This is a genomic window from Janthinobacterium sp. GW821-FHT03A03 (assembly GCF_059421435.1).
This window is the reverse complement of record NZ_JBWKUZ010000030.1, coordinates 16,310-31,129: the sequence shown is the minus strand read 5'-3', so window position 1 is coordinate 31,129 and position 14,820 is coordinate 16,310. Positions and strand designations below refer to the sequence as shown.

Below are 14,820 nucleotides of genomic sequence, written 5' to 3'. Positions count from 1 at the left end.
GGTGTCCGCGCCTGTCTGTCGTTTTGCCAGGCGGGCGGCCGCTCCACTTGCAAAGTACGATGAGCAATCTAAAGATTTACAACACCCTGGCTCGCGAGAAGCAGGTATTCGTCCCGATGGAAGCGGGCAAGGTACGCATGTACGTGTGCGGCATGACCATCTACGATTATTGCCATATCGGCCATGCGCGCATGATGATGGCCTTCGACGTCATCTACCGCTGGCTCAAGGCGTCCGGTTTCGACGTCACCTATGTGCGCAACATTACGGACATCGACGACAAGATCATCCGCCGCGCCGTGGAAAACGGCGAGACGATTTCCCAGCTGACGACGCGCTTCACCCAGTACATGGATGAAGACACGGCCGCGCTGGGCATCCTGACGCCCGACCACACGCCGCGCGCCACCGAATACGTGCCGCAAATGCTGCGCCTGATCGAGCGGCTCGAAGCGAAGGACCTGGCCTACCAGGGCGCGGATGGCGACGTGAACTATGCCGTGCGCAATTTCCCCCACTACGGCAAGCTGTCCGGCAAGTCGCTCGACGACCTGCGCGCGGGCGAGCGCGTCGACGTGAACACGGGCAAGCGCGATCCGCTCGACTTCGTGCTGTGGAAGTCGTCGAAGGAATCCGAGCCGGAAGAAGTCAAATGGGACTCGAAGTGGGGCAAGGGCCGCCCGGGCTGGCATATCGAGTGCTCGGCCATGTCCTGCGCCTTGCTCGGTGAACAATTCGACATCCACGGCGGCGGCGCGGACCTGCAATTCCCGCACCACGAAAACGAGATCGCCCAATCCGAAGGCGCGTTCGGCCACGCCAGCGTCAATTACTGGATCCATAACGGCTTCGTGCGCCTGGACAATGAAAAAATGTCCAAGTCGCTCGGCAACTTCTTCACCATCCGCGAAGTGCTGCAAAAGTTCGATGCCGAAGTGATCCGCTTCTTCATCCTGCGCGCGCACTACCGCAGCCCCCTGAATTATTCGGACGTGCACCTCGATGATGCGCGCCTGTCGCTGACGCGCCTGTACACGGCGCTGGCTGACGTGGCGGTGGAAGAGGGCGCCATCGACTGGAATGAAGCCCATGCCTTGCGCGTGCGCGAAGCGATGGACGACGATTTCAACACGCCGCTGGCCGTGGCCGCCCTGTTCGACCTGGCGACGGAAGTCAACAAGAGCAAGTCGCCCGCCCTGGCGCGTCAATTGAAGGGCCTGGCGGGCGTGTTCGGCTTGCTCGAGCGCACGCCGCAGCAATTCCTGCAAGCAACCGTGGGCGCCGCCGGCGGGCAGGACGAGGCGGCCGGCATCGAAGCGGCCATCGCGGCGCGCAGCGCGGCGAAAAAGGCGCGCGACTTTGCCGCATCGGACAAGATCCGCGCGGAATTGTTGGCTGCAGGCATCATTCTTGAAGACAAGCCTGACGGCTCGACCAACTGGCGCCGCGCATGATGGCTACGTCCAGGGAAAACGGGGAAGCGCCGGTAGCCGCTGCGCAGGTGATCCAGGTGCCGCACTACTGGGAAGAGGCGAAGATCGAGCTGATGAAGCGCGACCGCATCATGAAAAAGCTCATCCCGCAATTTGGCGACCTGCACCTGGTCGGCCATAGCGACCCGTTTACCACCCTGGCCCGTTCGCTGGTGGGCCAGCAGATCACGCCCAAGGCGGCTGATGCCGCCTGGAAAAAGCTGCTGGCCGCTTGCCCGAAATGCACGCCTACGCAAGTGTTGAAGGCGGGCGCCGAGCAACTGTCCGCCTGCGGTTTGTCCAAACGCAAGACCGAATACATCCTCGACCTGGCCGACCATTTCAAGGCCAAGCGCGTGCATGCGAGCCAGTGGGACCAGATGGATGACGAAGCCGTCATCGCCGAACTGGTGCAGATTCGCGGCATCGGCCGCTGGACAGCCGAGATGTTTCTGATATTTAATCTGCTCCGGCCGAATGTCTTGCCGCTCGACGACCCGGGTTTGATCCAGGGCATCAGCGTCAATTACTTCTCCGGCGAACCTGTTTCCCGCAGCGATGCGCGCGAAGTTTCCGCCAATTGGGAACCGTGGCGCACCGTGGCGACGTGGTATCTGTGGCGCAGTCTCGACCCTGCCGCCGCCCCTGCCGCACCCGATGCAGCCCCCGGCGCACCAGCCGGTACGGTAAAATAAACATAGATGACGCCGCGCGCCCTGGCGCCGTGGCCGGTAAAACCTGGAGGTACAATGACTAAAACGACTTTCCTCAATTTTGAACAGCCGATCGCGGAACTCGATTCCAAGATCGAAGAGTTGCGCTTCGTGCAAGACGATTCGGCCGTCGACATCTCGGAAGAGATCGACCGCCTGGCCAAGAAGAGCCAGCAGCTGACCAAGGATATCTACGCCAAGCTGACGCCTTGGCAAGTGGCGCAGATCGCGCGCCACCCGCAGCGCCCCTACACCATGGATTACGTGAATGAAATCTTTACCGATTTCCACGAATTGCATGGCGACCGCAGCTACGCTGACGATCTGTCCGTCGTCGGCGGCCTGGCCCGCTTCAACGGCCAGCCGTGCATGGTCATCGGCCACCAGAAGGGCCGCGACACGAAAGAGCGCGCCATGCGCAATTTCGGCATGCCGAAACCGGAAGGCTACCGCAAGGCCATGCGCCTGATGAAAGTGGCTGAAAAGTTCAACTTGCCCATCTTCACCTTCGTCGACACGCCAGGCGCCTTCCCCGGCATCGACGCGGAAGAACGCGGCCAGTCGGAAGCCATCGGCCACAACCTGTACGTGATGGCCGAGTTGAAAGTGCCGCTGATCGCCACCATCATCGGTGAAGGCGGTTCCGGCGGCGCGCTGGCCATTGCCGTGGGCGACGCCGTGCTGATGCTGCAATACTCGACCTATGCCGTGATCTCGCCGGAAGGCTGCGCCTCCATCCTGTGGAAGAGCGCCGAGCGCGCCTCCGACGCGGCCGAAGCGCTGGGCCTGACGGCGCACCGCCTGAAAGCCATGGGCCTGATCGACAAGATCATCAACGAACCGCTGGGCGGCGCCCACCGCGATCCGAAACAGATGGCGACCTTGCTCAAACGCGCGCTGGCGGATACTTTGCGCCAGTTCCAGGGCATGAAAACCAAGGACCTGCTGGCCGCGCGCCATGAAAAACTGCTGAGCTACGGCAAGTTCAAGGAAACCACGCCGAGCGAGTAATCATCGCCGGCGCAGGCCGGCAGCAAGAACACCGGGGACAGGCAGCCAGACGACAGGAGTCGTTTGGTCACCTGTCCCTCTTTGCATTCCTGGAGTATTATGAAAAAGCAACAAACCGCCACCGTGCCCGACATCTTCGCCCGCGCGCTGGACGCCTGCGCACCTGCACCCGGCAGCACCGTCGGCATCGCCCTGAGCGGCGGCCTCGATTCCGCGGCCCTGCTGCACCTGGCGCATGCCTGGGCGCAGGAGCAGGGCGTGGCCCTGCACGCGTTTCACGTGCACCATGGCCTGAGCCCGAATGCTGATGCCTGGCTGGCCCACTGCGCGCAGGCGTGCGCCGGCCTGGCCATCGCCTTCGAGGCACGCCGCGTCACGCTGGAAAAGAATGCGAAGACGGGCACGGAAGAGGCGGCCCGCAAGCGCCGCTATGCGGCCCTGGGCGAACTGTGCGCCGCGCACGGCGTGCGCCTGCTGCTGACGGCCCACCACCAGGACGACCAGGCCGAAACGGTGCTGCTGCAGCTGCTGCGCGGCTCGGGCACGGCGGGGCTGTCCGGCATGGATGGCGCCAACAGCGCGCCCGAGCTGCTGGGCAACCCGGACCTCGTGATGGCGCGCCCCTTGCTTTCCGTGTCGCGAAGGCAACTCGAAGCCTACGTGGCGAAGCACGCGATCGCGCACATCCACGACGAGTCGAACGACGATCCCCGCTTTGCCCGCAATGCCTTGCGGCACCAGGTGATGCCCGTGCTGGCGCAGGCCTTTCCCGGTTTCCAGGAGCGCTTTGCCCGCAGCGCCCAGCATGCGCAGTCGGCGCAGCGCCTGCTGACGGAACTGGCGACGCAGGATCTGGCCGCCTGCCTCGATGGCGACTGCATCGAACTGGCGAAATTGCGCGCGCTGAGCGCGGACCGTTGCTACAACCTGCTGCGCCACTGGTTCGGCACGCGTGGCCTGCGCATGCCGTCGACGGCGTGGCTGGCGGAAATGCTGGCGCAACTGCTGGAAGCGCGGCCCGATGCGCAGTTGCTGGTCACGCATCCCGCATGCCACGTGCGGCGTCACCGCGACCGGCTGTACCTGACGCCCAAGCTGAATGACCTGGCCGGCATGCGCGAGCGTGACGATGCGGGCATTCCCGGCCTGGAAAAGGCCGGCCAGCAATTTGTCTGGCAGGGCGAGGCCAGCCTGGCGTTCCCCGCCTATGGCGGCGTGCTGCATTTCGATGCGGTGGCAGACGGCGGCCAGGGGATGGATGTTGCCTGGTTGCAATCACAAACTTTGACCATCGACTTCCGCCAGGGCGGCGAGCGCCTGAAACTGGCCCTGAACCGTCCCACCAAGAGCCTGAAATACCATTACCAGGCGTTCGACGTGCCCGCCTGGGAGCGCGAACGCCTGCCCCTTGTCTGTGCGGCGCAACAATTGCTGTATGCGGCTGGTATCGGCCTCGACTGCCATTGCCTGAGCCTGCTGGAACGTCCCCGCGTGACCCTGCGCTGGCAGTCCTGCTGAGCGCAGGGGTGGCTGCCACGGCCACTCTCGGAGTGGCCGGCAAGTGGCTGTCCATGCGCTCCCGACTGCATGGATTGGTTATTTCCATATGTGCAATCGGTATGAGCTAATGCGCTTTTTAGCTTGTTATTTTGCATTGCGGCATGTAGAGTAAAGCCCTCCTTTTTTATTCTTCTTGAGCGGAAACTTCACTCTTATGGCTTTAATCGTCCACAAATATGGCGGTACGTCGATGGGCTCGACTGACCGTATCAAGAATGTCGCCAAGCGCGTTGCCAAGTGGCACGACGCTGGGCATCAAATCGTGGTGGTGCCATCCGCCATGTCGGGCGAAACGAACCGCCTGATTGGACTGGCCAAGGAAATCATGGATCAACCCGATCCCCGCGAACTTGACATGATCGCCTCGACAGGCGAACAGGTGTCCGTCGGCCTATTGTCGATGGCACTGCTGGCGATCGGCAAACAAGCCGTATCCTATGCCGGCTGGCAAGTCGCGATCAAGACCGATTCCGCCTTTACCAAGGCACGCATCCAGTCGATCGATGACGAAAAAGTCAAACGCGACCTCGATGCGGGCAAGATTGTCATCATTACCGGTTTCCAGGGCGTCGACGAGCACGACAACATCGCTACTCTGGGCCGCGGCGGTTCCGACACCTCGGCCGTGGCGATCGCCGCCGCCATGAAGGCGTCGGAATGCCTGATCTTTACGGACGTCGACGGCGTCTACACGACCGACCCGCGCGTGGTCTCCGAGGCGCGCCGCCTGAAGACCATCACCTTTGAAGAAATGCTGGAACTGGCTTCGCTGGGCTCCAAGGTGCTGCAAACGCGTTCGGTGGAATTTGCCGGCAACTACCGCGTTCCCACGCGCGTGCTGTCGTCGCTGACCGACCCGATGTTGCCGCTGGAAATAGAAGCCAATTCAGGCACCCTGATTTCGTTTGAGGAAGATACAAACATGGAACAAGCAGTCATCTCCGGCATCGCCTTCAACCGCGATGAAGCCAAAATCACCGTGCTCGGCGTGCCCGACCGTCCAGGCGTGGCCTACCACATCCTGGGACCGGTGGCGGACGCGAATATCGAAGTCGACATGATCATACAGAATCAGTCGGTAGACGGTAAAACGGACTTCACCTTCACCGTCTCGCGCGGCGAATACACGCGCGCGCTGGCCGTGCTGGAAGCGAACCGCGAAGCGCTGGGCGCGGCCAGCATCACGGGCGACGCGAAAGTGTCGAAACTGTCCGTCGTCGGCGTGGGCATGCGCAGCCACGTGGGCGTCGCATCGCAGATGTTCCGCACCCTGTCGGAAGAGGGCATCAACATCATGATGATCTCCACTTCCGAGATCAAGATTTCCGTGCTGATCGATGAAAAGTACATGGAACTGGCCGTGCGCGCGCTGCATAAAGCGTTCGAGCTGGAAAAAGCTTAAAAATGTAAAAATATTGCCCCACGCCCTTGACCAAAGGGGGGGCAATCGATATTATGACGTTCGTCGCTGCAGCGCAGTTAGCTACAGAGACATAGTTGAGTAATCAGCTAGGAGACGTGGCCGAGTGGCCGAAGGCACATCCCTGCTAAGGATGCATACGGCTTATACCTGTATCGTGGGTTCGAATCCCACCGTCTCCGCCAGTATTTCTAAAAACCCGCTTCGGCGGGTTTTTTCATTTCCGCTCCTCATAGGAGAAACCACGTAAATCCATCCGCCAGCGTCCGCCGCCTGCCGCGTCAATCCTGCATCTGCTGGGGGGTAGGCTGGGGGGTAGGTATGGCTGTGTGCGCTGCCTTCAAGCGTACGTCACCGATCCTGTTATGTCCCGCCTGTTGCCGCAACTGACCTTGCGCGGGATCAAGTGTCGTTGCCAGCACGCGCTTGATCGCGCGCTAAAATTAGTACCGGTTCTCGCATTGCGGGAGTGGGGGCATGGCAATCAGGATGAACAAGCTGTCGGCGCTGGTCGTCGGTCGCGCCAGGGAGCCAGGGTATTACGGGGATGGCGGCGGACTGGTGCTGCAAGTATCCGGCGCTGGCGCCAGGAGCTGGCTGTTTCGTTACAGCGTAGCTGGCAGGCGTCACGAAATGGGGCTGGGTTCTTGTCTGGCAGTCGATCTGGTCGAGGCGCGCAAAAAGGCGCGGCAATGCCGTTTGCTGCTGAGTGAAGGGCGCGATCCGCTGGCAATGCGCCGCCAGGAAAAACAGGCCGGGATGCTGGCGCGTGCCCGTCAAATGACCTTTGAACAGTGTGCGGCGTCGTATATCGCGGCGCACCGGCATGGCTGGAGAAATGCCAAACATGTGGCGCAGTGGGAAAACACCCTGGCCGCCTATGTGTTCCCATTGGCGGGGGCGCTGCCTGTCGCGGCGATCGACACCGATCTGGTCGTCAAGGTGCTCGATGCAATCTGGTTGTCAAAGACGGAGACGGCAACGCGCATACGCGGCAGAATCGAATGCATACTCGACTGGGCAACGGTCAGCGGCTTTCGTCAGGGAGAAAATCCGGCGCGCTGGAAAGGCCATCTGGAAAATCTGCTGGCCAATCCGAACAAGGTTTCTCCGGTGAAAAACAGGCCGGCCCTGCCGTGGCAAGAGATCGGCAGATTCATGGCTGCCTTATCGGGTCAGGAAGGGATTGCTGCCAGGGCGCTGGCGTTTGCGATCCTGACGGCTGCGCGCTCAGGAGAGGTCAGGGGTGCGCGGTGGCCGGAGATAGACCTGGAGGCGGCCCTGTGGACGATTCCAGCGCAGCGCATGAAGGCAGGCAAGGAGCATCGCGTGCCGCTCTCTGGTGGGGCGCTTGCGCTGCTGCGCGCAGTGCCGCGTCAGGGGGACATCATCTTTTCAGGCCGCAAGCGTGGCACGCAGTTGTCGGACATGAGTTTGACGGCAGTCTTGCGCCGCATGCAGTTTGACGACATCACCGTGCACGGTTTCCGTTCTTCCTTCCGTGACTGGTGCGCCGAGGCGGCGGCCAATGCCTTTTCACGTGAGGTATGCGAGCATGCGCTGGCGCACCGCTTGCCGGACAGGGTGGAAGCCGCCTATCGGCGCGGCGACTTGTTCGACAAGCGTATCGTGCTGATGCAGGCATGGTCTGACTTTTGCAGCAATCCCGCACCGTCTGTCGTGTGATGGCATGCCCCATGGAGTATCCTTGCGCGGGCTGAGGACAGGCATGCGTGTTCAGGCGCCTTGCAGCCACTGTCCGCATCCGGTGCTAGCATGCGTTCCTGAACCAGGCCGGCAAGCGGCCCTGGAGTCTTACGGAGGCCAGGAAGGTGCCTTCCTTTGCGCTTGCTTAAATCCTGCTACGCCATTTTCCGCTGCTTGCCGACACTTCAGGCAGGTGGCTGAAGCGCGCCTCGTTGAGCGTTGGCGCGCCAAGGTACTGTGGCGGGAGGAAGGAGTCACTTGGGACGTGTTTCTCTTCAAGGGTGAGGCAGGATCGGTGCCAGTACGGCGGCAATGGCGCAGACCGGATCGCCGTCCTGGCGTCACCAGTTGATTGTTGCTGCGGGTAACGTTGCGGATGGCCAGAAATGTGACGAAATCCTGGCAGCGCTTCGCTGGCGGTGGCGTTTGAGCCAGGCACGCAGTTGTTTTGCACAGGATTCTTCATGGTATTTAATCGCCCTTATGTCGTGCGGAACATGCACGGTTAAACCACAAATCTGGCACGGTTGAACCACAAATCTGACACGGTTGAAGCCTGAAATGCCACGGTTGAAAGCAGATATGGCACATATAAGGCCTTATAAGGCCTTATTTGCTTTCAGCCGTGCCAAAAAAGGGGTTTGGTCGACGTTGCGTCCGACGATTTTTGTGGTTTAGTCGCTGCCCGAAACGGGGCAGGATAGGTGAAGTTAGCTAACCGGCGGGCCGGTTAGCTCTCTTCACGATGCCTTATTCGCGCCTGCGGCGCTCAACGGACATCCTGCTCTGCGAGGCCTGCGCGTGCCGCGCCAACCGCGAGGACGCCATGCAAGAACCAGTACAAGCCACCACCCGCAAGGCCCGGCAGCTGCGGCCGGGCTGCCGGTGGCGGCCTATCTGCGTAGGGTCGGGCTGGGCCACCGGCTGCCGGGCATCCTCGACCACCGGCGCGTCGAGGAACTGGCACGCATCAATGGCGACCTGGGCCGGCTGGGCGGCCTGCTCAAGCTGTGGCTGACCAACGATGAGCGCACTGCCGCGTTCGGCGAGGCGACGATCCGCGCCGCGCTGGCCAAGATCGCCGATACCCAGGATGAAATGCATGCCGTCATGCGCGCCGTGGTCCTGCCGCAGCAGGGGCGCGGACTTTAGCCGCTAAAAAGATGGCTGCATCGACCGCTCAACGGCAGTCGCAGCCCAGTAGGGGGAGAGCAGCATGATCGCCAAGCATGTTCCCATGAAGGTGGCCAGGAAGAGCGGCTTTGCCAGCCTGCTGGCCTACCTGGCCGATGCGCAGGCCAAGCGGGAACGCGTCGGCTGCGTGACGGTTACGAACTGCCAGTCGGACCAGGCCGCAGTGGCCGTCACCGAGATCCTCAACACGCAGGCGCAGAACCAGCGCGCGCTGTCGGACAAGACCTATCACCTGATCCTCAGTTTCCCTGCTGGCGAGGAACCGCCCCCGGCCGTGCTGCAGGCCGTGGAAGCGCGCATCTGCCACGGGCTGGGTTATGCGGCGCATCAGCGCATCAGTGTCGTGCACCACGATACGGACAACCTGCACGTGCATATCGCCATCAACAAGATCCATCCGAGCCGCTATACGATCCACCAGCCTTACCGCGACCATGCCACGCTGGGCCAGCTGTGCGCGGCGCTGGAAGACGAGTTCGGCTTGCAGCGCGACAACCACCAGACGCGGCAAACGGGGGCTGCCAGCCGGGCCATGGACATGGAGCGCCACGCCGGCATCGAGAGCTTGCTGGGACTTGTGCGCCGCGCATGCCATGCGCAGATGCGGGAAGCGACTTCATGGGAGGAACTGCATGGCGTGCTGCTTGCGCACGGACTAGCGCTGCGCGAACGCGGCAACGGCCTGGTGATCCTGGCCGATGATGGCACGGCCGTGAAGGCCAGTTCTGTGCACCGCGACTGCTCCAGGGCGCGCCTGGAAGCGCGGCTGGGGCCATTCAATCCCGGGCCGGCCGGGACAGGAGGCCATCCCAGCCAGGCGGGCCAAATTCGCCAGCCGCTGCGCCTGCGCGTGGCAACGGCCGCACTGTATGCGCTTTATCAGGAACAGCAGCAGGACGCCGTCCAGGTGCGCGCTGGTGCACTGGCGGGCGCGCGCGCCCAGCACAAGCGCCTGATTGCCGAGGCGAAGCGCCGGGGCAGGCTCAAGCGGGCGGCCATCCGCATGCTTGCCTGCTGCCCGTTTGCCAAACGCATCTTGCATGCGGCAGCCGCGAAGACGCTCGTGGCGGACATCGAACGCATCAATAGCGGCTACCTTGCGGAACGCAGCGCCATCCGCAGCCAGCACGGCCGCCTTGCCTGGGCGGACTGGCTGCGCACCCGTGCCGGGGCTGGCGACGCACAGGCGCTGGCCGCCTTGCGCGCACGCGGTGGCAAGCAGGGTTTGGCAGGAAACACGCTGGCCGGCAGCCCCCTCGCGGGCAATGCAAGCGAGCCACAGGCGCCTGGTGGCTTGCGGCAGGACAGCGTGAACTGAGCTTCCGCGTACTCAATGGCCGTTTGATCTGTAAGTTGTGCAAATGAAAGCGAAGCGAATGAAACGAAAAGTTTGGGACATCGAACAGTGCATGGCCATCGTCTCCAATTTACTCTCGAAACGCCCCCATGTATGCGCATATATTCATCCGATGTAACGCGACCGGAACAATGCGCAGTAGTATTGATCGATGCTCCCCCTCTGGAATGGGTGTGGCGGCGAGACCCATACCGCTGATATGGCGACCGGCCAAGTCAAAGTCGGTGACCCGCGCAACCTCGCTACCACGTCGCAGCTTGTTTAGGCACGGGCGAGTTCATGCAGGAGCCTGCGAAGCTCACGCAGCACTCGTTTGAGCGTGGCAATATAGGGTAGGGCAGAGGTAAACTATGTGAGATCTCGTCGTTGGATCAGGCACCATCATGTGCCAGGCAGGTTGCCCAAGGTGTCGGCAAGGCCAACCGCGATTATCTTGTCCATCAGGCATGAATTACGGATTCCCGCATGCACCGTAGAATGAGATCACGAATAAACGCGGTCGCTTCCTCTATGCTCATCGGATCAGGCGGCGGCTCATACTTCCCGTCCGCGTGACGAGAATCGGCACCGGCAACTCGTGCATTGTTCGCGGATACTGAAAACCTGCTGCGCTCCTTCGGCGTGCAGAGACCTTTCAAATGGACCTTCGCTTTAAGATGGCGTTCGATCTCCTCAAGAATGCGGTACAGACGAGGCCAACTACGATTAGGCATTCCCCAAAGGATCAATATCTCGTTAAGTATCGGCTGAGCCTGAGATGTCTCCCATAGGTTCTGCGCTTGTGTCGGTCCTGCATCACCAGTTCGTGCGTGCGCGCGGAATCGCATCCGCGAGTGCCCTTCGCCGCATACAAATGCCTTGCGTGTTCCGTCCTCGCGATCCTCAACAATCGCATCGATGATCGGGCTTTGAAATCCAGGGGAAAGCAATTCAATAACAGAGCACCAGCCCGCAAGCAAAGCTTTGGCCTGCATATGTACATCGGAAAACCCATCTTATACGCGGAAGAGCTCGCTTGCAACGTAGGTCACTGCGTCTTCTGTAAATGCATAGGAAACGCCTGCTGGGAACCAGTGCACTACATCTTCCCGGTCAGTTTGGAGCCCTGAGAGCCGAATCAGCCACCGTTTCATCTATCGACGTCCTAGATCACTAAGTAATGGACGGGAGGATAAACCAGATTACTTCAATCCGGCGCACATCGTCGTCCCACTTCATCAACAATGCTTGAACGCGACATACGCTGATAATGTGCACAAATGTATTGAACAACAATGCAAATGCCAGATCGTTAAAGGAGGCGCATTCATTCGGCCAGCGGGGCTTGGTCGGAGAACGCGTCGAAGATCAGGCTGCGCAACCACTGATTACCGGGGTCACGGTGATACTTGGCGTGCCAGAAGACGTTGATATCGATCGGCGACTTGACCACCGGATGCGGCACATAGCGCAGGTTGAATGGCTTTACGCAGGCGTGCGCGAAGCGCTCCGGCACACTGGTGATCATGTCGGTCGTGCTAATGATGTGTCCGACCGCGACATAGTGCGGCACAGTGAGTTTTACTTTACGTTTGATGCCTTTGCGCTCGATGGTCGCATCCATGTCTGCGTGACCGGTACCGGACGCGACCACCACGACGTGGTCTGCTGAGCAGAAGTCATCGAGTGTCATCTCCGGCTTGTCCAGCAGGTGTCCGGCGCGGAACATGCACACGTAACGCTGGTGAAATAGCCTGCGCTGGAAGAAGCCGGCCTTCAATTGCGGTAACAGGCCAATCGCCAGATCGACGTGACCGGCCTCCATTTCATCGCGCAGATTAATCGCCGTGTTACGCACCGAGCTGACCGTGACGCGTGGTGCCACCTTCGCGAGCAAGTCCATCAGGCGAGGTAGAAAATAGATCTCGCCAATGTCCGTGACCCCAAGCGAAAATTTCCGATTGCTGGTCAGTGGATCGAAGCTGTGCCTGTCGTTGAGCGAACTGTGAATAGTGCTCAGGGCATAAGCGATCGGTTCGGCTAGCTGATTGGCGTATGGCGTCGGCTCCATACCCTTCGACGTGCGCTGAAACAGCTCATCGCCAAGCAGCATCCGCAAACGCTTGAGCGCATTGCTCACAGCTGGCTGACTCAAGCCAAGTTTTTCGGCCACGATCGATACCCGCCGTTCCATCAGCAACTGATGGAACACCAGCAGCAAGTTGAGATCAACGTCTTTTAGTTCCATAAAGTAATATTCATTTGAGTGATTTTGTTCATTCACCAGATTCTATATATTTATATTACATCAGTTCCTATACTCGTCAAAAAACAATCTACGAGACATGGATTCAATGATGGAACTGATCGTACAACCGCTGGGCCGCAGTGTGCCCGTGGCCGCCGGGGATAACCTCCTTGCGGTCCTTCGCGAAAACAACATCCCCATTTCCTACAGCTGTACCGCTGGCCGCTGCGGCACCTGTCGCTGCCGGGTACTGGAAGGCCACGTTGCCGAAACCGGCCAGGAGGCGAAAATCACCAATCCCAATGAGGGGCGCTACGTGCTCGCCTGCATGTGCACCCTCAACGAGAGCTGTGTCATCGAAGTGCCTGAACCGGACGAGATCGTCACCCACCCGGCTCGCATCGTCAAGGCCGAGGTCGTGGCTATCGACGACGCCACGCACGATATCAAGCGCATCGTCATGCGATGCAGTAAACCCTTGTCGTTCTCGCCTGGCCAGTACGCCATGTTGCAGTTCACACCCGAGCATATCCGCCCCTATTCGATGGCATGTCTCGACACCGACGGCCACCTGGAATTCCACGTGCGCCTGGTACCCGGCGGCCGCGTCACAAGCTATATCCGCGATAGCCTGAAGATCGGTGACAGTGTGCGGGTTAGTGGCCCGATGGGGACGGCCTATCTGCGTCGCAAGCACACGGGACCCATGTTGCTCATCGCCGGCGGCACCGGCCTGGCGCCGGTACTGGCCATCCTGCGCGGCGCGTTGGCCGCAGGCATGCAGAATCCGATGCATGTGTATTTCGGCGTGCGCTCGCCGGCCGACATCTATTGCGCCGAGCAACTCACCGCCATGGCAGCAAGTCACGCCAATGTGCACGTACAAGTTGTCGTCGCGATGGGCGACCGCGAAGGCGTGCATCGGCGTGGATTAGTGACCGACGCAGTAGCCGAAGACCTGCCTGTTCTCGATGGCTGGCGCGCCTACCTGTGCGGCGCGCCACCGATGGTCGATGCCGCCACACTTCTGCTGCGCCGCCGCGGAATTGAACCAGAACACGTTTATGCAGACGCGTTCTATGCCAGTGCTACCTGATGGAGACCCCAATGAACCCGAATACCCAAGTCGCGACACCTAATCCCGCACGCGAACAGTTTTACCGTCGCATCGACCAATACAACCTGACGCCGCTGTGGGAAGTGCTGGGCGCGCTGGTGCCTAACAAGCCGCGCCCCAAACTAGTGCCGGCGCTGTGGCGTTATGCCGATGTGCGCGAGCATGTGATGGAATCCGGTACGCTGATCACTGCCGAGGAGGCAGTGCGCCGCGTGCTCATACTGGAAAACCCGGCCTTGCGCGGCAATTCTTCGATCACGCAGTCGCTGTATGCCGGTCTGCAGATGATCATGCCGGGCGAGGTGGCGCCGGCACACCGGCATACGCAGACTGCGCTGCGCCTGGTGCTCGACGGTGAGGGCGCGTATACCGCCGTCAACGGCGAACGCACCACCATGCATCGCGGCGACTTCATCATTACGCCGGCATGGACCTGGCATGATCACGGTAATCTGGGTGACCAGCCGGTAGTGTGGCTCGATGGCCTGGATATCCCGCTGGTGCGCTTCTTCGATACCGGTTTCCACGAGCATGCCGAACATGCAATGCAGGTCACCAGCCGCCCCGAAGGCGATGCGCTGGCGCGTTATGGTAGCAACTTGCTGCCGGTCGACTTCCACCAGGACGCGACCGAACCCACCAAGGTGTTCGTCTACCCATATGCGCAAACCCGCGCTTCCCTGACTGCAATCGCTGCCGGTGCGCCGGCCGACAAACATCTGGGCCACAAGATGCGCTATGTGAATCCGGCTACGGGCGCGTCGCCGATGCCGACCATGGGGGCATATGCGCAATTACTGCCGGCCGCCTTCCATAGCGCACCATACCGCTGCACCGACGGCACGGTATACGTTTGCCTGGAAGGTAGGGGCAGCGCGCAGATCGGTGAGCAAACTTTTCATTTCGCGGAGAACGACGTTTTTGTCGTGCCACCCTGGTACACGCTGACGCTCAATGCCGACAGCGAAACTGTCCTGTTCAGTTTTTCCGACCGTCCCGTCCAGCAGGCGCTGGGCATGTGGCGCGAAGAGAAGTGCTGATT

12 protein-coding genes and 1 tRNA gene are annotated in these 14,820 nt (G+C 61.0%); 11 read left to right on the top strand and 2 right to left on the bottom strand.

All coding sequences use genetic code 11. The features are described from left to right. Positions 1 to 59 precede the first annotated feature (59 nt). The 9 genes from cysS (at position 60) to traI (ending at position 10,395) form a co-directional block, all read left to right on the top strand. Complete coding sequence (gene cysS / locus AC07VI_RS28120) at positions 60 to 1,454, top strand: cysteine--tRNA ligase (protein ID WP_099375568.1); 1,395 nt, start codon at positions 60 to 62, stop codon at positions 1,452 to 1,454. Continuing rightward, a complete protein-coding gene (locus tag AC07VI_RS28115; RefSeq protein WP_086148116.1) occupies positions 1,454 to 2,167 on the top strand; it encodes a DNA-3-methyladenine glycosylase family protein in 714 nt (237 codons plus the stop codon). The genes cysS and AC07VI_RS28115 overlap by 1 nt, the downstream gene beginning before the upstream one ends. Before the next feature lie 54 nt (positions 2,168 to 2,221). After that, entirely contained in the window at positions 2,222 to 3,196 is a 975-nt protein-coding gene (locus tag AC07VI_RS28110) for an acetyl-CoA carboxylase carboxyltransferase subunit alpha (protein WP_034784047.1), read from the top strand. A gap of 99 nt (positions 3,197 to 3,295) precedes the next feature. Continuing rightward, positions 3,296 to 4,714, top strand: a complete 1,419-nt coding sequence (gene tilS, locus AC07VI_RS28105; RefSeq protein ID WP_492993435.1) for a tRNA lysidine(34) synthetase TilS — start codon at positions 3,296 to 3,298, stop codon at positions 4,712 to 4,714. Positions 4,715 to 4,910: 196 nt separating this feature from the next. Then, positions 4,911 to 6,158, top strand: a complete 1,248-nt coding sequence (locus tag AC07VI_RS28100) for an aspartate kinase (protein ID WP_070221317.1) — start codon at positions 4,911 to 4,913, stop codon at positions 6,156 to 6,158. Between the two features lie 110 nt (positions 6,159 to 6,268). After that, positions 6,269 to 6,361: transfer RNA gene (locus AC07VI_RS28095), tRNA-Ser, on the top strand. Positions 6,362 to 6,665: 304 nt separating this feature from the next. Then, on the top strand, positions 6,666 to 7,862 hold the full coding sequence (locus AC07VI_RS28090; protein ID WP_253251992.1) for a tyrosine-type recombinase/integrase: 1,197 nt from the start codon (positions 6,666 to 6,668) through the stop codon (positions 7,860 to 7,862). Positions 7,863 to 8,684: 822 nt separating this feature from the next. Next, positions 8,685 to 9,035, top strand: coding sequence for a conjugal transfer transcriptional regulator TraJ (gene traJ / locus AC07VI_RS28085; RefSeq protein WP_492993438.1), 351 nt, complete (start codon positions 8,685 to 8,687; stop codon positions 9,033 to 9,035). 64 nt (positions 9,036 to 9,099) lie between these two features. Continuing rightward, positions 9,100 to 10,395: a TraI/MobA(P) family conjugative relaxase gene (gene traI / locus AC07VI_RS28080; protein ID WP_492993440.1), complete on the top strand. Its 1,296-nt coding sequence runs from the start codon at positions 9,100 to 9,102 to the stop codon at positions 10,393 to 10,395. A 479-nt stretch (positions 10,396 to 10,874) separates the two neighbouring features. Here the strand turns inward: traI and AC07VI_RS28075 are convergent, their stop codons facing one another. Beyond that, the gene (locus AC07VI_RS28075; protein ID WP_492993442.1) at positions 10,875 to 11,408 is read right to left on the bottom strand and encodes a hypothetical protein; all 534 of its coding nucleotides are present in this window, start codon (positions 11,406 to 11,408) and stop codon (positions 10,875 to 10,877) included. Between the two features lie 332 nt (positions 11,409 to 11,740). Then, positions 11,741 to 12,661, bottom strand: coding sequence for a LysR family transcriptional regulator (locus tag AC07VI_RS28070; protein ID WP_492993444.1), 921 nt, complete (start codon positions 12,659 to 12,661; stop codon positions 11,741 to 11,743). 109 nt (positions 12,662 to 12,770) lie between these two features. Between AC07VI_RS28070 and AC07VI_RS28065 the strand changes: the two genes are divergently transcribed. Both AC07VI_RS28065 and gtdA read left to right on the top strand, forming a co-directional pair. Next, a complete protein-coding gene (locus AC07VI_RS28065) occupies positions 12,771 to 13,757 on the top strand; it encodes a 2Fe-2S iron-sulfur cluster-binding protein (protein WP_492996289.1) in 987 nt (328 codons plus the stop codon). Between the two features lie 11 nt (positions 13,758 to 13,768). Further along, positions 13,769 to 14,818 carry a gentisate 1,2-dioxygenase gene (gtdA, locus tag AC07VI_RS28060; protein ID WP_492993446.1) on the top strand — a complete coding sequence of 350 codons (1,050 nt, stop codon included), beginning with the start codon at positions 13,769 to 13,771 and terminating at the stop codon, positions 14,816 to 14,818. Positions 14,819 to 14,820: the final 2 nt, after the last annotated feature.